The sequence below is a fragment of the Streptomyces erythrochromogenes genome (genome assembly GCF_040684695.1).
Classification (GTDB): Bacteria; Actinomycetota; Actinomycetes; order Streptomycetales; family Streptomycetaceae; genus Streptomyces; species Streptomyces erythrochromogenes_C.
Genome location: NZ_JBFBGM010000006.1, coordinates 150879 through 168077, shown reverse-complemented (window position 1 = coordinate 168077; position 17199 = coordinate 150879). Strand labels below are relative to the sequence as shown.

Below are 17199 nucleotides of genomic sequence, written 5' to 3'. Positions count from 1 at the left end.
TCACAGGGTCCGCAGGGCGCGGTCGAGGACCCGGACGCCGAAGTGGAGGGCCTCGACGGGGACCCGCTCGTCCACGCCGTGGAAGAGGGACCAGTAGTCGAAGCCGGGTGGCAGCTTCAGGGGGGAGAAGCCGTAGCCGGTGATGCCGAGCCGGGAGAACTGCTTGGCGTCGGTGCCGCCGGCCATGCAGAAGGGCACCACGTGCCCGTCCGGGTCGAAGCGTTCGACGGACTCGCGCAGGACGGCGTACGTCCGCCCGTCCACGGGGGCTTCGAGCGCGACCTCCCGGTGGTGGAACTCCCAGGTGACGTCCGGGCCGGTGAGCGCGTCGAGGGTGGCGATGAACTCGGCCTCGCCGCCGGGCAGCATGCGTCCGTCGACGAAGGCGGTGGCCTGGCCCGGGATCACGTTGAGCTTGTAACCGGCGCTGAGCATGGTGGGGTTGGCGCTGTTGCGGACGGTCGCCTCGACGAGGGCGGCGGCCGGGCCCAGCTTGCCGAGGACCGTGTCGAGGTCGAAGCCGGGGCGCCGAGGGTCGACCGACAGGCCCTGGAGGGCGGCGAGTTCGGTGATGCAGGCGGTGACCGTGTCGGTGAGCCGGACCGGCCACTCGTGCTCGCCGATCCGGGCGACCGCGGCGGCGAGCCGGCTGACGGCGTTGGCCCTGTTGGGCTTGGAGCCGTGGCCGGTGGTGCCGTGCGCCGTCAACTTCAGCCAGGCAGTGCCGCGTTCACCGGCGGCGATCGGGTAGAGGGCCCGGCCGGGACCGGTGTGGACGGTGAAGGCGCCGGATTCGCTCAGGCCCTCCGTGCAGCCTTCGAAGAGCTCCGGGTGGTGGTCGGCGAGGAAGCCGGAGCCGTCGACGGCGCTGTCCTCCTCGTCGGCGGTGTAGGCGATCACGATGTCGCGGCGCGGCCGCACGCCGGCGCGCGCCCAGGCCCGTACGACGGCCAGCACCATCGCGTCCATGTTCTTCATGTCGACGGCGCCGCGGCCCCAGACGACACCGTCCCGGACCTCGCCGGAGAAGGGGTCCGTGCTCCAGTCGGCGGCCTCGGCGGGGACCACGTCGAGGTGGCCGTGGACGAGGAGCGCGTCGGCGGCGGGGTCGGTGCCCTCGATCCGGGCGACCACGTTGGTGCGGCCCGGGGTGCGCTCCAGCAGGAGCGGTTCCAGGCCGGCGGCGGCGAGCCGTTCGGCGACGTACTCGGCGGCGGGCCGCTCGCGGCAGTCGCCGCCGCCCCGGTTGGTGGTGTCGATCCTGATGAGGTCCGAGGTGAACCCGACGGCCTCGTCGAGGGCCACCGCGTCCACGGCGTTCACGGCGTCGCCGGCTTCGACGGGAGCCCCGGTGTCGATTGCGCGCATGTCAGCCATACTGCTCCTCCACGGCCGCCGAGACGACCGTCGTGACCGCCTTGAAGGTGCGGATCCCCTCGTACATCGTCTCGCTGGTGTACGCGACCCTGCGCTCCCCGCTGCGCCGCACCCCGGGGACCACGGTGGCGGACATCGCCAGGTGTTCGGCGTCGAACTCCAGCTCCAGGGTGTACGGGCCGCCGCCGGGCACGGGGTCGCGCCGGCCGGCGAGGGCGGTGGCCTCCTTGGCCGCGGTCCGGATGTCGGCGGCGGTGCGGGCCGGGGTCCGGCAGACGGCGGCGTAGCGCGAGACGTGGTCCTTGACCGCGACGGTCACCGCGTCCGGGGCGTAGCCGGCGGCGTCCACGCAGGTCAGGTCGTCGCCCGTGACGAGGATGACCGGGACCCCGTATTCGGCGACGACGTGGGCGTTGAGCAGTCCCTCGCTCGCGCGGGCCCCGTTGAGCCAGACCCCGGTGATGGAGTTGGCGAGGTAGGTGTGGGCGAGCACGCCCTCGGAGCCGGCGCCCGTGTGGTAGCCGACGAAGGCGATGCCGTCGACGTCGCCGTGCTGGACGCCCTCGACCATGGAGAGGGACTTGTGGCGGCCGGTGAGCATCTCCGCGCGGGCGTCGAGGCGCTCCAGCAGCAGGTTGCGCATGGTCCAGTGGGCCTCGTTGACGACGACCCGGTCGGCGCCGCCGTCGTAGAAGCCGAGTACGGCGGCGTTGACGTCGGAGGTGAACATCCCGCGGCAGCGCTCCCACTGGGGCGTGCCGGGCAGCACGTCCGCGGGCCAGGTGACGCCGGTGGCGCCTTCCATGTCGGCGGAGATGAGGATCTTCATCGGGCCCCCGGGCAGTCGGTTGCGCGGTCGCGCGCGACGTGGCCGGCACGCGCTGCGCCCAGCCTAAGGGCTGTGCCGCCGTCCGCGGCGGATCAGCGCGCGGCGTCGGTCCGGGGCGCGGCGGGGGCAGGGCGAAAGGGGGCCGGGGCCGGAAGGAGGGCCGGGGCGCGGGAGGAGGGGCCGGGGGCACGGCGGGGAGGGCCCGGGGGCACGGCGGGGAGGGGCCCGGGGCGGAAAGTCCACCCGATCCGGTGAGGCCGCCGGACCCCGCCCGGGCCCGCCCGGGCCCGGGCAACAGCCTTGCTCAGGCCTTGCCTTCGACCTCCGCGGCCAGGTTGGCCAGCAGGGTGTCGTAGATGCGGCCGAGGCCCTTGGGCGCGAAGGTGCGCTCGAAGAAGCCGCCGATGCCGCCGGCGCCGTCCCACACGGTGGTGACGACGGCCTTGGACCTGCCCTCGCCGGCCGGGGTGACGACCCAGGTGGTGACCATGGAGGAGTTGCGGTCCTTCTCCACGAGCTGCCCGTCGGTGGGCTCGGTGACCTCCAGCAGGCAGTCGCGCACGCGCTTGCTGGTGGCCTGGAGCTTCCAGTGCACCAGGGTGCCCTCGCCGTCGCCGCCCTCGCGCACCTCGTACTCGCTGAAGTGCTCGGGCAGCAGCTTGCTCCGGGATCCGCTGTAGTCGGCCAGCGTGTCGAAGACCGTCTCCGCGTCGGCCCCGATGATGCGCTCCGTGGTGGCCTCGACCTGCGCCATACCTGTTCCTCCAGCAGTTGTGTCCGCTCGTCACGGCGAAGCCAACCACCTCCGGGGCGGTGGCCCAAATCCGGGTCAGACGTGGCAGCGGACGTACACGAGGAGGGTGTCGTCGGGGAGCCCGGCGAGGTGGGCCGCGGTGCCCGCGGGACCGGGGGCCGCCGGCGGGGTGTGCGGGCAGGTTGCGGGATCGTCGCACGCCCCGTGCACGGGCCGGTGTCCCTCCTCCCACCACCAGCCGTCGACGGTGAGGAGGTTGCACGGTCCCGTGGCCCGCTCGGCCTCGCGCGCGACGAACTCCTCCCGGTCCCGCTCACCGATCCACCGGCCGGGGTCGGACGTACTGAAGAGGGCGAAGCGGAACTTCTCGTCCGCGGGGTCCAGCGACACTCCGTCCGCCCACCGCCGGAATGCGGCCGCGGGCGTCTGCGCGAGGTGGACGGCGTGGGCCGCACGGTACCGCTCGGTGCACGCGTGCGTGCCGGGTCCGGCCGACCGGACCGGCTCGTACCCCCGCCACGGCCGGCCGGGCGGGTGTTCACGCAGCAGTTCCCGCCAGCCGTCCCAGACGACACCGGCGAGGCGCACGGCGCGCTCGCGGTCCTCGCCCACGACGAGCAGTCCGCGCGGGCCGCCCGCGCACCGGCCCGGCCTACTCGGCTCCCGGGTGCCGTCCCGCAGCGGCTGGTCGTGGACGAGCCGGGCGTCCCCCTCGTGGCCCGGCCGGACGCGGTAGCCGCACCCGCTCGCGCCGCCCGTGATCCGCCAGTGGTCCCAGATCCACAGGTCGTCCGAGTACGGCCGGTCCCCCTCGATCCGGAAGGGCTCCATCGCGTCCGCGACCGCGTCCTCCAGCCGGTCACGGGCCTCGCGCGGAAGGCACACCGTGAGTCTGTATCCCGCCATGCGGCACAGCCTCGCACCCCGGCCACCGCGTCGACCAGCAGGTTTCCCCGGGCGCACGATCATGGGAACGTTTGTTCTATTCTCTCGGCAGAGCCAGCAAGGGAGGCGCACCATGCGCTGGGAGAACCTGACCGAGGGCCCCGCCGGGCCGGCCGCGCTCTTCGGGGCCGGCGCCGTCGTGACCCGTACCGTCGACACGCCCGAGTTCCGGGGGATCACCTTCCACGAGGTGCGGGCCCGGTCGATCGTCAACCGGGTCCCCGGCGCCTCGCGCATGCCGTTCGAATGGACCGTCAACCCCTACCGGGGCTGCAGCCACGCCTGCGTGTACTGCTTCGCCCGCAAGACGCACAGCTATCTCGACCTCGACACCGGCCTCGGCTTCGACTCCCAGATCGTCGTCAAGACCAACGCCCCCGAACTGCTGCGCCGCGAGCTCGCCGCGCCCCGCTGGACCGGCGCGCACATCGCCATGGGCACCAACGTGGACTGCTACCAGCGCGCCGAGGGCCGCTACCGGCTGATGCCCGGGATCATCGAGGCCCTGCGCGACCGCGCCAACCCCTTCTCGATCCTCACCAAGGGCACGCTGATCCTGCGGGACCTCCCGCTCCTGCGCGAGGCGGCCGAGGTCACCGAGGTCGGGATCTCGGTCTCCGTCGGCTTCACCGACACGCCCCTGTGGCGGACCGTGGAGCCCGGGACGCCCTCCCCCGCCGCCCGGCTGAACGCCGTACGGACGCTGACCGACGCCGGGATCGAGTGCGGGGTGCTGATGGCCCCGGTGGTCCCCTTCCTCGGCGACTCCCCCGCGCAGCTGCGGGCCACCGTACGGGCCGTCGCCGAGTCCGGCGCCACCTCCGTGACACCCCTGGTACTCCATCTGCGGCCCGGGGCCCGCGAGTGGTTCACCGCGTGGCTGCGCGAGCACCACCCGCACCTCGTCGAACGCTACGAGCGCATGTACGCGGGCGGCTCGTACGCGCCGACCTGGTACCAGCGCATGATTACCCGTCAAGTCCACGAACTGGCGGCCGAATTCGGCATCGGCCCGGCCCGGCGGGGCGAGGCCCGCCGGATCGCCGCCCCCGATCGCCCGGACGGACCCGGGCCGGCCGGGGCCACCCAGCTCACCCTCCTCTGACGTCCATCACGCCCCGAACGGTCATCACATCGGGCCAATAGCCCTTCCAATCCCGTCTTCCAGGCGTGGTTTCCGGGACGATTCCGCCCAGAACCCTCGGCTGGGAGGCCCCATGCTCCACCCCTTGAAGAAGCGCGCCGCCGTCCTGCTGGCGATCTCCACCGTCGCCGCCGCCCTCACGAGCCCGGTGACGGCCGCCCCCGCCTCGCCCGCCCCGGCCTCCGCCGCCGCACAGGCCGCCCTGCGCTGGACCGGCTGCGCGACGCCCCGCTACCCGACGCTGCAGTGCGCGTCCCTCGAGGTGCCTCTCGACCACGACCGGCCCGCCGGCCGGACGATCAAGCTCGCCCTGACCCGGGTCCCCCACACAGCCAAGACCTCCCAGGGCCCGCTGCTGGTCAACCCGGGCGGTCCGGGCGGCAGCGGGCGCGCGCTCGCCGGGTTCATCGCCTCCGCCCTGCCCAAGGACGTGGCCGCGCAGTACGACGTCATCGGCTTTGACCCCCGCGGCGTCGGCAAGAGCGAGCCCGCCCTCGACTGCGCGTCCGGGCACTTCTCCCCGGTGCGGCCCGACTCCGTGCCGCAGGACGCCGCGACCGAGCGGGCCAACCTGGACCGCGTACGGGCCTTCGCCGAATCCTGCGGCGCCAAGCACGCGGACGTGCTGCCGTACATCGACACCGTCTCGGCGGCCCGGGACATCGAGGCGCTGCGCACCGCACTCGGCGCGGAGCGCCTCAGCTACTTCGGCTACTCCTACGGGACCTACCTGGGCGCGGTCTACGCCAAGCTCCACCCGGGCCGGGTGCACCGGCTCGTCCTGGACTCCGTCGTCGACCCGAACGGGGTCTGGTACCAGGACAACCTCTCCCAGGACCTCGCCTTCGACGCCCGCCACAAGGCGTTCCTGGCGTGGGTGGCGCGGCACGACACGACCTACCGGCTCGGCACCGACCCGGCGGCGGTCGAGGCGCGCTGGTACGCGATGCGGCAGTCGCTGCGCCAGGCCCCGGCCGGCGGCAAGGTGGGCCCGTCGGAGCTGGAGGACACCTACATGCCGGGCGGCTACTACAACGGCTACTGGCCCAACCTGGCCGAGGCCTTCGCGGCGTACGCGGTGAAGAAGGACAGCAAGCCGCTGGTGGCGGCGTACGAGCGGTTCGGCGCGGTGGAGCCCTCGGCGGGCAACAGCTACAGCGTCTACACCGCGGTGCAGTGCCGCGACTCGGCCTGGCCCCGGAACTGGAACGAGTGGCGCGCGGACATGTGGCGCACCCACACCAAGGCGCCGTTCATGACATGGAACAACGCCTGGTACAACGCGCCGTGCGCGTTCTGGCCGGTCGAGCCGCTCCGCGCCCCGGACGTGACCAACGCGGACCTGCCGCCCGCCCTGCTCCTGCAGGCGACGGACGACGCGGCGACCCCCTTCGACGGGGCGGTCAGCATGCGCGAGAAGCTGTCGGGCTCGGCCCTGGTGGTGGAGCAGGGCGGCGGCAACCACGGCATCGCCCTGAGCGGGAACAAGTGCCTGGACGAGAAGGTGGCGGCCTACCTGAGGACCGGGCAGGCAGCGGACGCCAGCTGCCCGGCGCAGGCGGCCCCGCAGCCGACGACGGCGACCCGCGCCGTGCCGTCCTCGGCCGGCGGCGCCGCCCTGCACGGCCTGCTGGGCTTCCGCGGCTGACCTCGGGGCCCGGCGGGCCCGGCGCCCGCCGGCCCGCCGGACCCCTCAGCCCGCTCCTGTCAGGCGGGCAGGGCGCGCAGGGCGGTCGTCGCGGCCACCGCCAGGCGGGGGTGGGACTGGGCACGGGTGAGGACATCGCGTGCGCGGGGGTCGCCGAGGGCGCCCAGGCCCTCGACGCAGGCCAGGGCCACCCGCCAGTAGGGGTCGTTCGGGGACAGCAGCCGCGTCAGGGTGGCGAGCAGGGCCGGTACGGACTCGGGGGCGCGCAGGGCGGTGAGCAGCCGGACCGGCTGGAGGGCGTAGGCCGTGCGCAGCCCGTTGGTGGCGAGGGCCGCGGCGGCGCGGGCGGTGCGCGGGTCGCCGAGCACGGCCAGGGCCTCGGCGGCGGCCGCGCAGCGGGGCGGGTCGCGGTGGTTGAGGAGCAGCACGAGGGATTCGAAGGCGCGCCGGTCCCCGGCGAGCCCGAGCCGGTAGGCGGCCAGCTCGCGGGCCCACAGGGGCAGCCCGGTCGAGGTGAGGGAGTCCGCGAGGGCGTCGGGGCCGGCCGCGAGCAGCACCTCGTACTCGGGCGAGCCGCCCGCCTCCGCCCGCAGGCGCTCCAGCACGTCGTTCACGCGCCCCACCCTAGGGCGGTGGGGCGGGCTGCACGCCCGGTTCCCACAGATGATCAAGGCCGGTTGATCGATGATCGATGATCGGTACATTTCGGCGGTACAGGTCACATCTCCGCGCTCTGGCGCACCAGTTACCGGCGAGTTACTGTCGTTGCAACACGTACGAGGGCGGCCTGGTGACGCAGCCGCCTCGTGCCGGTCGGTTCGTTTCGCATGCACGGCATGGCCCCGGGACAGGGTCCTGCCGCTTCCACCCCCGGGGTTTCCTCCCGCCGGGTTCCCGTCCGGGCCGTTCCTGCCCCGGGCTCCTCACCGCACGGCACTCCGTACGGCATCCGCGCGCGCCGTGCGCCGCGCGCCCCCTCAGTCGTCACCCTCTTCCACTGGAGTCCCTCGATGGACCGTCAGTCCAGTCAGCCCACCCTCCAGACCATCGCCGTCGTCGGCCTCGGCACGATGGGCACCGGCATCGCCGAGGTCCTCGCCCGGGCCGGCCGCGAGGTCATCGGCATCGACATCAGCGAGACCGCCGCCCGCCGGGCCTCGGCCTCCCTCGCCGCGGCGACCGCGCGTTCCGTCGCCCGGGAGCGCCTGACCGAGCAGGAGCGGGCGGACGTCCTGGCCCGTTTCCGCACCTTCACCGACCTGGCCGCGGCGGCCGAGGCGGACCTCGTCATCGAGGTCGTGCCGGAGTCGTACGAGGTCAAGCAGCAGGTGTTCCGCGAGCTCGACGCGGTCGTGCGGCCCGACACGATCCTGGCCACGGGCACCAACGCCCTGTCGGTGACCCGGCTCGCCGCCGAGTCCCAGCGCCCCGAGCGCGTGCTGGGCCTGCACTTCTTCAACCCGGTCCCGGCGATGAAGCTGGTCGAGGTCGTCTCCTGCGTCCTGACCGCGCCGACGGCCGTGGAGTCGGTCACGGAGCTGGCCCGCGAGCTCGGCAAGGAGCCGGTGGCGGTCGGCGACCGGCCCGGGTTCGTCGCGGACGGCCTGCTCTTCGGCTACCTCAACCAGGCCGCCGCCATGTACGAGGCGAAGTACGCCTCCCGCGAGGACATCGACGCGGCGATGCGGCTCGGCTGCGGCCTGCCCATGGGCCCGCTCGCGCTGCTCGACCTGATCGGCGTGGACACCGCCCGTACGGTCCTGGAGGCCATGTACGCCTCCTCCGGCGACCGGCTGCACGCCCCGGCCCCGATCCTGGGGCAGCTGGCCGAGGCCGGGCTGGCCGGGCAGAAGTCCGGGCGCGGTTTCTACACGTACGAGGCGCCCGGCAGCTCGGTGATCGTCCGCGATCTGCAGACCCCGCTGGACGGGTCCCTGCTGGGTGCGGGCCGTCCGGTGAGCTCGGTCGGCGTGGCCGGCTCCGGCACCATGGCGAGCGGCATCGCGCAGGTCTTCGCCCAGTCCGGGTTCGACGTGGTCCTGGCGGCGCGCAGCCAGGAGAAGGCGGAGGCCGCCAAGGCCGCCATCGGCAAGTCCCTGGGCCGTGCGGTGTCCAAGGGCCGGCTGACGCAGGAGGCGGCGGAGGAGACCCTGGGCCGGATCACCCCGGCCGGGTCGCTGGACGCCTTCGCGGAGGTGGACCTGGCGGTGGAGGCGGTCGCCGAGGACCTGGCGGTCAAGCAGGAGCTGTTCACGGCGCTGGACAAGGTCTGCAAGCCGGGTGCGGTGCTGGCCACCACCACCTCCTCGCTGCCGGTGATCGCGGTGGCCCGGGTGACCTCGCGTCCGCAGGACGTGATCGGCATGCACTTCTTCAACCCGGCCCCGGCGATGAAGCTGGTCGAGGTCGTCCGGACCGTCCTGACGGCCGACGACGTGCACGCCACCGTCCGCGAGATCTGCGTGAAGGTGCGCAAGCACCCGGTGGACTGCGGGGACCGGGCCGGCTTCATCGTGAACGCGCTGCTGTTCCCGTACCTCAACAACGCGATCAAGATGGTGGAGGAGCACTACGCGAGCCTCGACCAGATCGACGCGGCGATGAAGCTGGGCGGCGGCTACCCGATGGGTCCGTTCGAGCTGCTCGACGTGGTCGGCCTCGACGTCTCGCTGGCCATCGAGAAGGTGCTCCACAAGGAGTTCCGCGACCCGGGCCTGGCCCCGTCCCCGCTGCTGGAGCACCTGGTGGCGGCGGGCTGCCTGGGCCGGAAGACCGGCCGCGGATTCCGTGAGTACGCCCGGCGGTAACCGAGCGGGCCATGAGCCGGATGCGTGGGGAGGGCTGCTCGGGTCCGCCGGACCCTCACGGCGGACTGACCCTCCCGAGCCCAGTGCGGGCTCTCCCCCGCATCCACCCCTCTCCCACCCCCCTCAGGCGCGCTCCCCTGCGCGAATGAAGTACTTTCGCTCTATGTCCCAGCCCGCCAAGACCTCGCCCCGCGCCTCCTCGGCCCCCGACGCCCCGGAGAGCGCGGCCGGCACCCGGGCTGCCGCCCAGCGGCTCAAGATGCGCCGTGAGCTCGCCACGGCGGCCATGGAGCTGTTCGCCACCAAGGGGTACGAGGCGACGACGGTCGACGAGATCGCCGCGACGGCCGGGGTCGCCCGTCGGACCTTCTTCCGGCACTTCCGGTCGAAGGAAGAGGCGATCTTCCCGGACCACGACGACACCCTGATCCGCGCCGAGGCGGTCCTGGACGTGGCCCCGGCGCACGAGCACCCGCTCGACACGGTGTGCCGCGGGATCAAGGAAGTCATGAAGATGTACGCCGCCTCGCCCGCGGTGTCGGTGGAGCGCTACCGGCTGACCCGCGAGGTGCCGGCGCTGCGGGAGCGGGAGATCGCCTCCGTGGCCCGGTACGAGCGGCTCTTCACGCGCTACCTGCTGGCGCACTTCGACGAGACCGACCACCACGACGGCAACGACGACCCGCTGCTGGCCGAGGTGGCCGCCTCGGCGGTGGTCACCGCCCACAACCACGTGCTGCGGCGCTGGCTGCGGGCCGGCGGCCAGGGCGACGTGGAGGCGCAGCTGGACCACGCCTTCTCGATCGTGCGCAAGACCTTCGGATCGGGGATCGGCGCGGGCCGCACCCTGGGCCCGGCGGCGCCGTCCGCGCCGGCGGCCGTCCGTACGGAGGGCGAGGTGCTGGTGGCGGTGGCCCGCACCGACGCGCCCCTGGACGAGGTCATGCGGACCATCGAAGAGGCGCTGCGCGCGAGGTAGCACCACCGGAAGCGATGCTCGTCACAGCGGCCGTCCCCGAGGAGGGGGCGGCCGCTTTCGTATGTCCGGGTTGCCCCTACTCGGCGGTAACTCTGATCGATCATCGCTCATCTGCGCAGGTCAATCGGCAAATGAGAGAAAGTTTTGGCACGCGGTGCCTTGCCGGGTGACACGGGGTGCCATACGTTGAAGTCGTCCGGATGTCCCCGCGACCCACGCCCACACGGCACGGAACGCGCCCCGGACGCCTGCGTCACCAGGCACCCCGCACGCCCCACCACGGGCGGCGACGAGCACCACAGCACAGCCGGACCGACGGCACACCGCACCCGCTCCACGCACCCGTTCACCTCAGCGCACCCTCATCAGCGCTAGCCGGAGGCTCACCGTGAAGGACATCCTGGACGCGATTCAGTCGCAGTCCGCCACCGCCGCCGACTTCGCGGCCCTGCCGCTCCCCGAGTCCTACCGCGCGATCACCGTGCACAAGGACGAGGCGGAGATGTTCGCCGGGCTCACCACCCGCGACAAGGACCCCCGCAAGTCCCTGCACCTGGACAACGTCCCGCTGCCCGAGCTGGGCCCGGGCGAGGCCCTCGTCGCGGTCATGGCCTCGTCGGTCAACTACAACTCGGTGTGGACCTCGATCTTCGAGCCCGTCTCCACCTTCAGCTTCCTGGAGCGCTACGGGCGCCTGTCGGAGCTCACCAAGCGCCACGACCTGCCGTACCACATCATCGGCTCCGACCTGGCGGGCGTCGTCCTGCGCACCGGTCCCGGTGTCAACGCCTGGAACCCGGGCGACGAGGTCGTCGCGCACTGCCTCTCGGTCGAGCTGGAGTCCTCCGACGGCCACAACGACACGATGCTCGACCCCGAGCAGCGCATCTGGGGCTTCGAGACCAACTTCGGCGGCCTGGCGGAGATCGCGCTGGTCAAGTCGAACCAGCTGATGCCCAAGCCCGACCACCTCAGCTGGGAGGAGGCCGCCTCCCCCGGCCTGGTCAACTCCACGGCCTACCGCCAGCTGGTCTCCAGCAACGGCGCCGGCATGAAGCAGGGCGACAACGTCCTGATCTGGGGCGCCAGCGGCGGCCTCGGCTCCTACGCCACCCAGTTCGCGCTGGCCGGCGGCGCCAACCCGATCTGCGTCGTCTCCTCCCCGGAGAAGGCCGACATCTGCCGGGCCATGGGCGCCACCGCGGTCATCGACCGCAACGCCGAGGGCTACAAGTTCTGGAAGGACGAGCACACCCAGGACCCGCGCGAGTGGAAGCGCTTCGGTTCCAAGATCCGCGAGCTGACCGGCGGCGAGGACATCGACATCGTCTTCGAGCACCCGGGCCGCGAGACCTTCGGCGCCTCGGTCTACGTCACCCGCAAGGGCGGCACCATCACCACCTGCGCCTCGACCTCGGGCTACATGCACCAGTACGACAACCGCTACCTGTGGATGTCGCTGAAGCGGATCGTCGGCTCGCACTTCGCCAACTACCGCGAGGCGTGGGAGGCCAACCGCCTGATCGCCAAGGGCAAGATCCACCCCACCCTGTCGAAGGTCTACTCCCTGGAGGAGACCGGCCAGGCCGCCTACGACGTGCACCGCAACCTCCACCAGGGCAAGGTCGGCGTCCTCGCGCTCGCCCCCGAGGAGGGCCTCGGCGTCCGCAACCACGAGATGCGCGCCGAGCACCTCGACGCGATCAACCGCTTCCGCAACGTCTGAGACCGTTCAAAGGCCTAAGGGACAGCCTGAGATGACAGAGCGCCAGAAGGACCGTCCGTGGCTCATGCGGACGTACGCCGGCCACTCCACGGCCGAGGCGTCCAACGAGCTGTACCGCCGCAACCTCGCCAAGGGCCAGACCGGCCTGTCGGTCGCGTTCGACCTGCCGACGCAGACCGGCTACGACCCCGACCACATCCTCGCCCGCGGCGAGGTCGGCCGGGTCGGGGTCCCGGTCTCCCACCTGGGCGACATGCGGAGGCTGTTCCAGGACATACCCCTGGAGCAGATGAACACCTCGATGACGATCAACGCCACCGCCATGTGGCTGCTGGCGCTCTACCAGGTGGCCGCCGAGGAGCAGGGCGCGGACATCGCCCAGCTCCAGGGCACCACCCAGAACGACATCGTCAAGGAGTACCTCTCGCGCGGGACGCACGTCTTCCCGCCGGGGCCGTCCCTGCGGCTGACGACCGACATGATCGCGTACACGGTCAACCACATCCCGAAGTGGAACCCGATCAACATCTGCAGCTACCACCTGCAGGAGGCCGGGGCCACCCCGGTCCAGGAGATCTCGTACGCGATGTCCACGGCGATCGCAGTCCTGGACTCGGTGCGCGACTCGGGACAGGTTCCCGAGGAGCGCTTCGGCGAGGTGGTCGCCCGTATCTCCTTCTTCGTGAACGCGGGCGTCCGCTTCATCGAGGAGATGTGCAAGATGCGCGCCTTCGGCCGCATCTGGGACCAGGTCACCAAGGAGCGCTACGGCATCGAGAACGCGAAGCAGCGCCGCTTCCGTTACGGCGTCCAGGTCAACTCCCTGGGACTGACCGAGGCGCAGCCGGAGAACAACGTCCAGCGCATCGTGCTGGAGATGCTCGCGGTCACCCTCTCCAAGGACGCCCGCGCCCGCGCGGTGCAGCTGCCCGCCTGGAACGAGGCGCTGGGCCTGCCCCGGCCCTGGGACCAGCAGTGGTCGCTGCGCATCCAGCAGGTCCTCGCCCACGAGAGCGACCTGCTGGAGTACGACGACATCTTCGCCGGATCCCACGTCATCGAGGCCAAAGTCGACTCCCTGGTCGCCGACTGCCTGGCCGAGATCGACCGGATCCAGGAGATGGGCGGCGCCATGGCGGCCGTCGAGTCCGGTTACCTCAAGGGCGAGCTCGTCTCCTCGCACGCCGAACGGCGGGCGCGGATCGAGGCCGGCGAGGACAAGATCGTCGGTGTCAACTGCTTCGAGCAGACCGAGGAGAACCCGCTCACGGCCGACCTGGACGGCGCGATCATGACGGTCGACCCGGCGACGGAGGCATTCACCGTCGAGCGGATCGGCCGCTGGCGCGCCGAGCGCCAGGAGTCCTCGGACCGTCAGGGCAACGGCGACCCGTTCGTCTTCCCCACCACCCAGCAGGCGCTGGAGCGCCTGAAGGAGGCCGCGGCGGGCACCGAGAACCTCATGGAGGCCACCCTGGAGTGCGCCCGGGCCGGTGTCACCACCGGCGAGTGGGCGGGCGCCCTGCGCGAGGTGTTCGGCGAGTTCCGCGCACCGACCGGCGTCTCCTCGGCCCCCGTCGCCGTGACCGCCGAGCCGGGCACCCCGATGCACGAGGTCCGCGAGAAGGTCGCCCGCACCGCCGACGAGCTCGGCTCGGGCCGGCTGCGCCTGCTGGTGGGCAAGCCCGGCCTGGACGGGCACTCCAACGGCGCCGAGCAGATCGCCGTCCGCGCCCGCGACGCCGGCTTCGAGGTGGTCTACCAGGGCATCAGGCTGACGCCGGAGGAGATCTCCTCCGCCGCGCTGGCCGAGGACGTGCACTGCGTGGGACTGTCCATCCTGTCCGGATCGCACAGCGCCCTGGTCCCGGACGTCCTGGAGCGGCTGCGCGGGGCGGGGGCGGGTGACATCCCCGTCATCGTCGGAGGCATCATTCCGAACGCCGACGCCGTCGCGCTCAAGGCCGCGGGGGTCGCCGCGGTCTTCACGCCGAAGGACTTCGGCATCACGGAGATCATCGGCCGTATCGTCGACGAGATCCGCAAGGCCAACAAGCTCGCCCCCCTCGACACAGACAACGCACTCGTTGCAAGCACGGAGGTCCCCGCATGACCACGCCCGTCCACCCGGTGAACCGCCTTCGCCCGCGTCGCTCCTGCCTCGCGGTGCCCGGCTCGAACCCGCGGTTCCTGGAGAAGGCCCAGGGCCTGCCGGCCGACCAGGTCTTCCTGGACCTGGAGGACGCCTGCGCCCCGCTCGCCAAGGAAGGCGCCCGCCACACCATCGTGGACGCGCTGAACAACGGCGACTGGACCGGCAAGACCCGCGTCGTGCGCGTCAACGACTGGACCACCCACTGGACCTACCGCGACGTCGTCACCGTCGTCGAGGGAGCCGGCCAGAACCTCGACTGCATCATGCTTCCGAAGGTCCAGGACGCCCAGCAGGTCGTGGCCCTCGACCTCCTCCTGACCCAGATCGAGAAGACCATGGGCTTCGAGGTCGGCAAGATCGGCATCGAGGCGCAGATCGAGAACGCCAAGGGCCTGGTCAACGTCGACGAGATCGCCGCCGCCTCCCCCCGGCTGGAGACCATCATCTTCGGCCCGGCCGACTTCATGGCCTCCATCAACATGAAGTCCCTGGTCGTGGGCATGCAGCCGCCCGGCTACCCGGCGGACGCCTACCACTACATCCTGATGCGGATCCTGATGGCGGCCCGCATGCACAACCTCCAGGCGATCGACGGCCCCTTCCTCCAGATCCGCGACGTGGACGCCTACCGCGAGGTGGCCGGCCGGGCGGCGGCGCTGGGCTTCGACGGCAAGTGGGTGCTGCACCCCGGCCAGGTCGACGCGGCCAACGAGGTCTTCTCCCCCTCCCAGGAGGACTACGACCACGCCGAGCTGATCCTCGACGCGTACGACTGGTGCACCTCCGAGGCCGGCGGCAAGAAGGGCTCCGCGATGCTCGGCGACGAGATGATCGACGAGGCCAGCCGCAAGATGGCCCTGGTCATCGCGGGCAAGGGCCGCGCCGCGGGCATGGAGCGCACCACCAAGTTCGAGATCCCGGAGGCCTGACCCCCATGCAGTTCGGACGCACGTACGAAGAGTTCGAGGTCGGGGCGGTCTACAAGCACTGGCCCGGGAAGACGGTCACCGAGTACGACGACCACCTCTTCTGTCTCCTGACCATGAACCACCACCCGCTCCACATGGACGCGAACTACGCCGAGAACACCACCGATTTCGGCAAGAACGTGGTCGTGGGCAACTACATCTACTCGCTGCTGCTCGGCATGTCCGTGCCGGACGTCTCCGGGAAGGCCATCGCCAACCTGGAGATCGAGTCCCTGCGGCACGTGGCGCCGACCTTCCACGGCGACACGATCTACGGCGAGACCACGGTCCTCGACAAGACCCCGTCGAGGTCGAAGAACGACCGCGGCATCGTCTACGTCGAGACCAAGGGCTACAAGCAGGACGGCACCCTCGTCTGCGTCTTCCGGCGCAAGGTGATGGTCCCGACCGAGACGTACATCAAGGAGCGCGGCGGCGAGCAGCCCGGCCGCCCCCAGCCGAAGACCCAGGAGAAGTAGCCATGGCCCGACTCGCCCAGACCGCCGGGCTGACCGACGTCCAGCGGGAGATCCTCAAGACCGTCCGCGAGTTCGTCGACAAGGAGATCATCCCGGTCGCCACCGAGCTGGAACACCGCGACGAGTACCCGCAGGCGATCGTCGACGGCCTCAAGGAGCTCGGCCTCTTCGGGCTGATGATTCCGGAGGAGTACGGCGGCCTGGGCGAGTCGCTCCTCACCTACGCCCTGTGCGTCGAGGAGATCGCGCGCGGCTGGATGTCCGTCTCGGGCATCATCAACACCCACTTCATCGTGGCGTACATGCTCAAGCAGCACGGCACGCAGGAGCAGAAGGACCACTTCCTCCCGCGCATGGCGCTGGGCGAGGTGCGCGGCGCGTTCTCGATGTCCGAGCCGGCGCTCGGCTCCGATGTGTCGGCGATCACGTCCAAGGCGGTGAAGGACGGCGACGAGTACGTCCTGAACGGCCAGAAGATGTGGCTGACGAACGGCGGCAGCTCCACCCTGGTGGCCGTCCTCGTCCGGAGTGACGAAGGACACCCCGAGGGCACCGCGCCCCACAAGTCGATGACGACCTTCCTCGTCGAGAAGGAGCCCGGCTTCGGTGAGGTCCGCCCGGGCCTGACGATCCCCGGCAAGATCGACAAGATGGGCTACAAGGGCGTCGACACGACCGAGCTCATCATGGACGGACTGCGCATTCCGGCCAATCGCGTCCTCGGCGGCCAGACCGGCCGAGGGTTTTACCAAATGATGGACGGCGTCGAGGTCGGCCGCGTCAACGTGGCGGCGCGTGGCTGCGGCGTCGCTCAGCGTGCTTTCGAACTCGGTGTCTCGTATGCCCAGCAACGTCACACTTTCGGCAAGGCGATCGCCGAACACCAGGCCATCCAGTTCAAGCTGGCCGAGATGGCTACCAAGGTCGAAGCCGCTCATGCGATGATGGTGAATGCAGCACGCAAAAAGGACTCCGGGGAACGAAACGACCTCGAAGCAGGGATGGCGAAGTACCTCGCCTCCGAGTACTGCAAGGAGGTGGTGGAGGACGCCTTCCGGATCCACGGTGGATACGGATTCTCGAAGGAGTACGAGATCGAGCGCCTCTACCGCGAGGCCCCGATGCTGCTGATCGGCGAAGGTACCGCCGAGATCCAGAAAATGATCATCGGGCGACGCCTGCTCGAGGAGTACCGACTCCAGGGCTGAAAGTCCCTTTTGCGGCGGATCCTCCATGGGTCCGTCGCAGCAAGGTCACTACCAGTCACTGGCCGACGGTCATCGACTCGGCTTCTGGCTTGCCCAGTTGTTGCGCGCAACCGATAGCATTCCAGTAAAGCCGCCGTCCCGTCCCCCTGTTTGCGGCGCGGCAATCACCCGCTACGAAGG

14 protein-coding genes are annotated in these 17199 nt (G+C 71.4%); 9 read left to right on the top strand and 5 right to left on the bottom strand.

The features are described 5' to 3' along the window. From AB0O53_RS12655 to AB0O53_RS12640, 4 genes are all read right to left on the bottom strand, one after another. Window positions 1-1368 carry a M20/M25/M40 family metallo-hydrolase gene (locus AB0O53_RS12655; RefSeq protein ID WP_365195056.1) on the bottom strand — a complete coding sequence of 456 codons (1368 nt, stop codon included), beginning with the start codon at window positions 1366-1368 and terminating at the stop codon, window positions 1-3. A 1-nt stretch (window position 1369) separates the two neighbouring features. After that, the gene (locus AB0O53_RS12650; RefSeq protein WP_350992238.1) at window positions 1370-2206 is read right to left on the bottom strand and encodes a M55 family metallopeptidase; all 837 of its coding nucleotides are present in this window, start codon (window positions 2204-2206) and stop codon (window positions 1370-1372) included. 304 nt (window positions 2207-2510) lie between these two features. After that, the gene (locus AB0O53_RS12645) at window positions 2511-2960 is read right to left on the bottom strand and encodes an SRPBCC family protein (RefSeq protein ID WP_350992240.1); all 450 of its coding nucleotides are present in this window, start codon (window positions 2958-2960) and stop codon (window positions 2511-2513) included. Between the two features lie 75 nt (window positions 2961-3035). Next, window positions 3036-3866, bottom strand: coding sequence for a hypothetical protein (locus tag AB0O53_RS12640; RefSeq protein WP_365195052.1), 831 nt, complete (start codon window positions 3864-3866; stop codon window positions 3036-3038). 112 nt (window positions 3867-3978) lie between these two features. Between AB0O53_RS12640 and AB0O53_RS12635 the strand changes: the two genes are divergently transcribed. Next, window positions 3979-5010 (top strand): Rv2578c family radical SAM protein, encoded by a 1032-nt coding sequence (locus AB0O53_RS12635; RefSeq protein ID WP_350992244.1) that lies wholly within the window; start codon window positions 3979-3981, stop codon window positions 5008-5010. A 112-nt stretch (window positions 5011-5122) separates the two neighbouring features. Continuing rightward, on the top strand, window positions 5123-6697 hold the full coding sequence (locus tag AB0O53_RS12630; protein WP_350992246.1) for an alpha/beta hydrolase: 1575 nt from the start codon (window positions 5123-5125) through the stop codon (window positions 6695-6697). A gap of 59 nt (window positions 6698-6756) precedes the next feature. Here AB0O53_RS12630 and AB0O53_RS12625 read toward each other — a convergent pair whose 3' ends face one another. Beyond that, the gene (locus tag AB0O53_RS12625) at window positions 6757-7311 is read right to left on the bottom strand and encodes an adenylosuccinate lyase (RefSeq protein WP_350992248.1); all 555 of its coding nucleotides are present in this window, start codon (window positions 7309-7311) and stop codon (window positions 6757-6759) included. Window positions 7312-7707: 396 nt separating this feature from the next. Here AB0O53_RS12625 and AB0O53_RS12620 point away from each other — a divergent pair, with 396 nt between their 5' ends. From AB0O53_RS12620 to AB0O53_RS12590, 7 genes are all read left to right on the top strand, one after another. After that, a complete protein-coding gene (locus AB0O53_RS12620) occupies window positions 7708-9504 on the top strand; it encodes a 3-hydroxyacyl-CoA dehydrogenase family protein (RefSeq protein ID WP_350992250.1) in 1797 nt (598 codons plus the stop codon). 163 nt (window positions 9505-9667) lie between these two features. Next, on the top strand, window positions 9668-10483 hold the full coding sequence (locus AB0O53_RS12615) for a TetR family transcriptional regulator (RefSeq protein ID WP_350992252.1): 816 nt from the start codon (window positions 9668-9670) through the stop codon (window positions 10481-10483). 388 nt (window positions 10484-10871) lie between these two features. Then, complete coding sequence (gene ccrA / locus AB0O53_RS12610; protein WP_350992253.1) at window positions 10872-12209, top strand: crotonyl-CoA carboxylase/reductase; 1338 nt, start codon at window positions 10872-10874, stop codon at window positions 12207-12209. Window positions 12210-12240: 31 nt separating this feature from the next. Continuing rightward, window positions 12241-14322 (top strand): protein meaA, encoded by a 2082-nt coding sequence (locus tag AB0O53_RS12605; protein ID WP_350992254.1) that lies wholly within the window; start codon window positions 12241-12243, stop codon window positions 14320-14322. Next, window positions 14319-15293, top strand: coding sequence for an HpcH/HpaI aldolase/citrate lyase family protein (locus tag AB0O53_RS12600; protein WP_030010164.1), 975 nt, complete (start codon window positions 14319-14321; stop codon window positions 15291-15293). Before AB0O53_RS12605 ends, AB0O53_RS12600 begins: the two co-directional genes overlap by 4 nt. Before the next feature lie 5 nt (window positions 15294-15298). Then, the gene (locus AB0O53_RS12595; RefSeq protein WP_365195045.1) at window positions 15299-15811 is read left to right on the top strand and encodes a MaoC family dehydratase; all 513 of its coding nucleotides are present in this window, start codon (window positions 15299-15301) and stop codon (window positions 15809-15811) included. 2 nt (window positions 15812-15813) lie between these two features. Then, entirely contained in the window at window positions 15814-17019 is a 1206-nt protein-coding gene (locus AB0O53_RS12590) for an acyl-CoA dehydrogenase family protein (RefSeq protein ID WP_060177728.1), read from the top strand. Window positions 17020-17199 lie beyond the last annotated feature (180 nt).

Coding starts and splice junctions, on each gene's coding strand:
- AB0O53_RS12655 (WP_365195056.1), bottom strand. CDS start 1,368: ATGCGCGCAATCGACACCGGGGCTCCCGTCGAAGCCGGCGACGCCGTG.
- AB0O53_RS12650 (WP_350992238.1), bottom strand. CDS start 2,206: ATGAAGATCCTCATCTCCGCCGACATGGAAGGCGCCACCGGCGTCACC.
- AB0O53_RS12645 (WP_350992240.1), bottom strand. CDS start 2,960: ATGGCGCAGGTCGAGGCCACCACGGAGCGCATCATCGGGGCCGACGCG.
- AB0O53_RS12640 (WP_365195052.1), bottom strand. CDS start 3,866: ATGGCGGGATACAGACTCACGGTGTGCCTTCCGCGCGAGGCCCGTGAC.
- AB0O53_RS12635 (WP_350992244.1), top strand. CDS start 3,979: ATGCGCTGGGAGAACCTGACCGAGGGCCCCGCCGGGCCGGCCGCGCTC.
- AB0O53_RS12630 (WP_350992246.1), top strand. CDS start 5,123: ATGCTCCACCCCTTGAAGAAGCGCGCCGCCGTCCTGCTGGCGATCTCC.
- AB0O53_RS12620 (WP_350992250.1), top strand. CDS start 7,708: ATGGACCGTCAGTCCAGTCAGCCCACCCTCCAGACCATCGCCGTCGTC.
- AB0O53_RS12615 (WP_350992252.1), top strand. CDS start 9,668: ATGTCCCAGCCCGCCAAGACCTCGCCCCGCGCCTCCTCGGCCCCCGAC.
- AB0O53_RS12605 (WP_350992254.1), top strand. CDS start 12,241: ATGACAGAGCGCCAGAAGGACCGTCCGTGGCTCATGCGGACGTACGCC.
- AB0O53_RS12600 (WP_030010164.1), top strand. CDS start 14,319: ATGACCACGCCCGTCCACCCGGTGAACCGCCTTCGCCCGCGTCGCTCC.
- AB0O53_RS12595 (WP_365195045.1), top strand. CDS start 15,299: ATGCAGTTCGGACGCACGTACGAAGAGTTCGAGGTCGGGGCGGTCTAC.
- AB0O53_RS12590 (WP_060177728.1), top strand. CDS start 15,814: ATGGCCCGACTCGCCCAGACCGCCGGGCTGACCGACGTCCAGCGGGAG.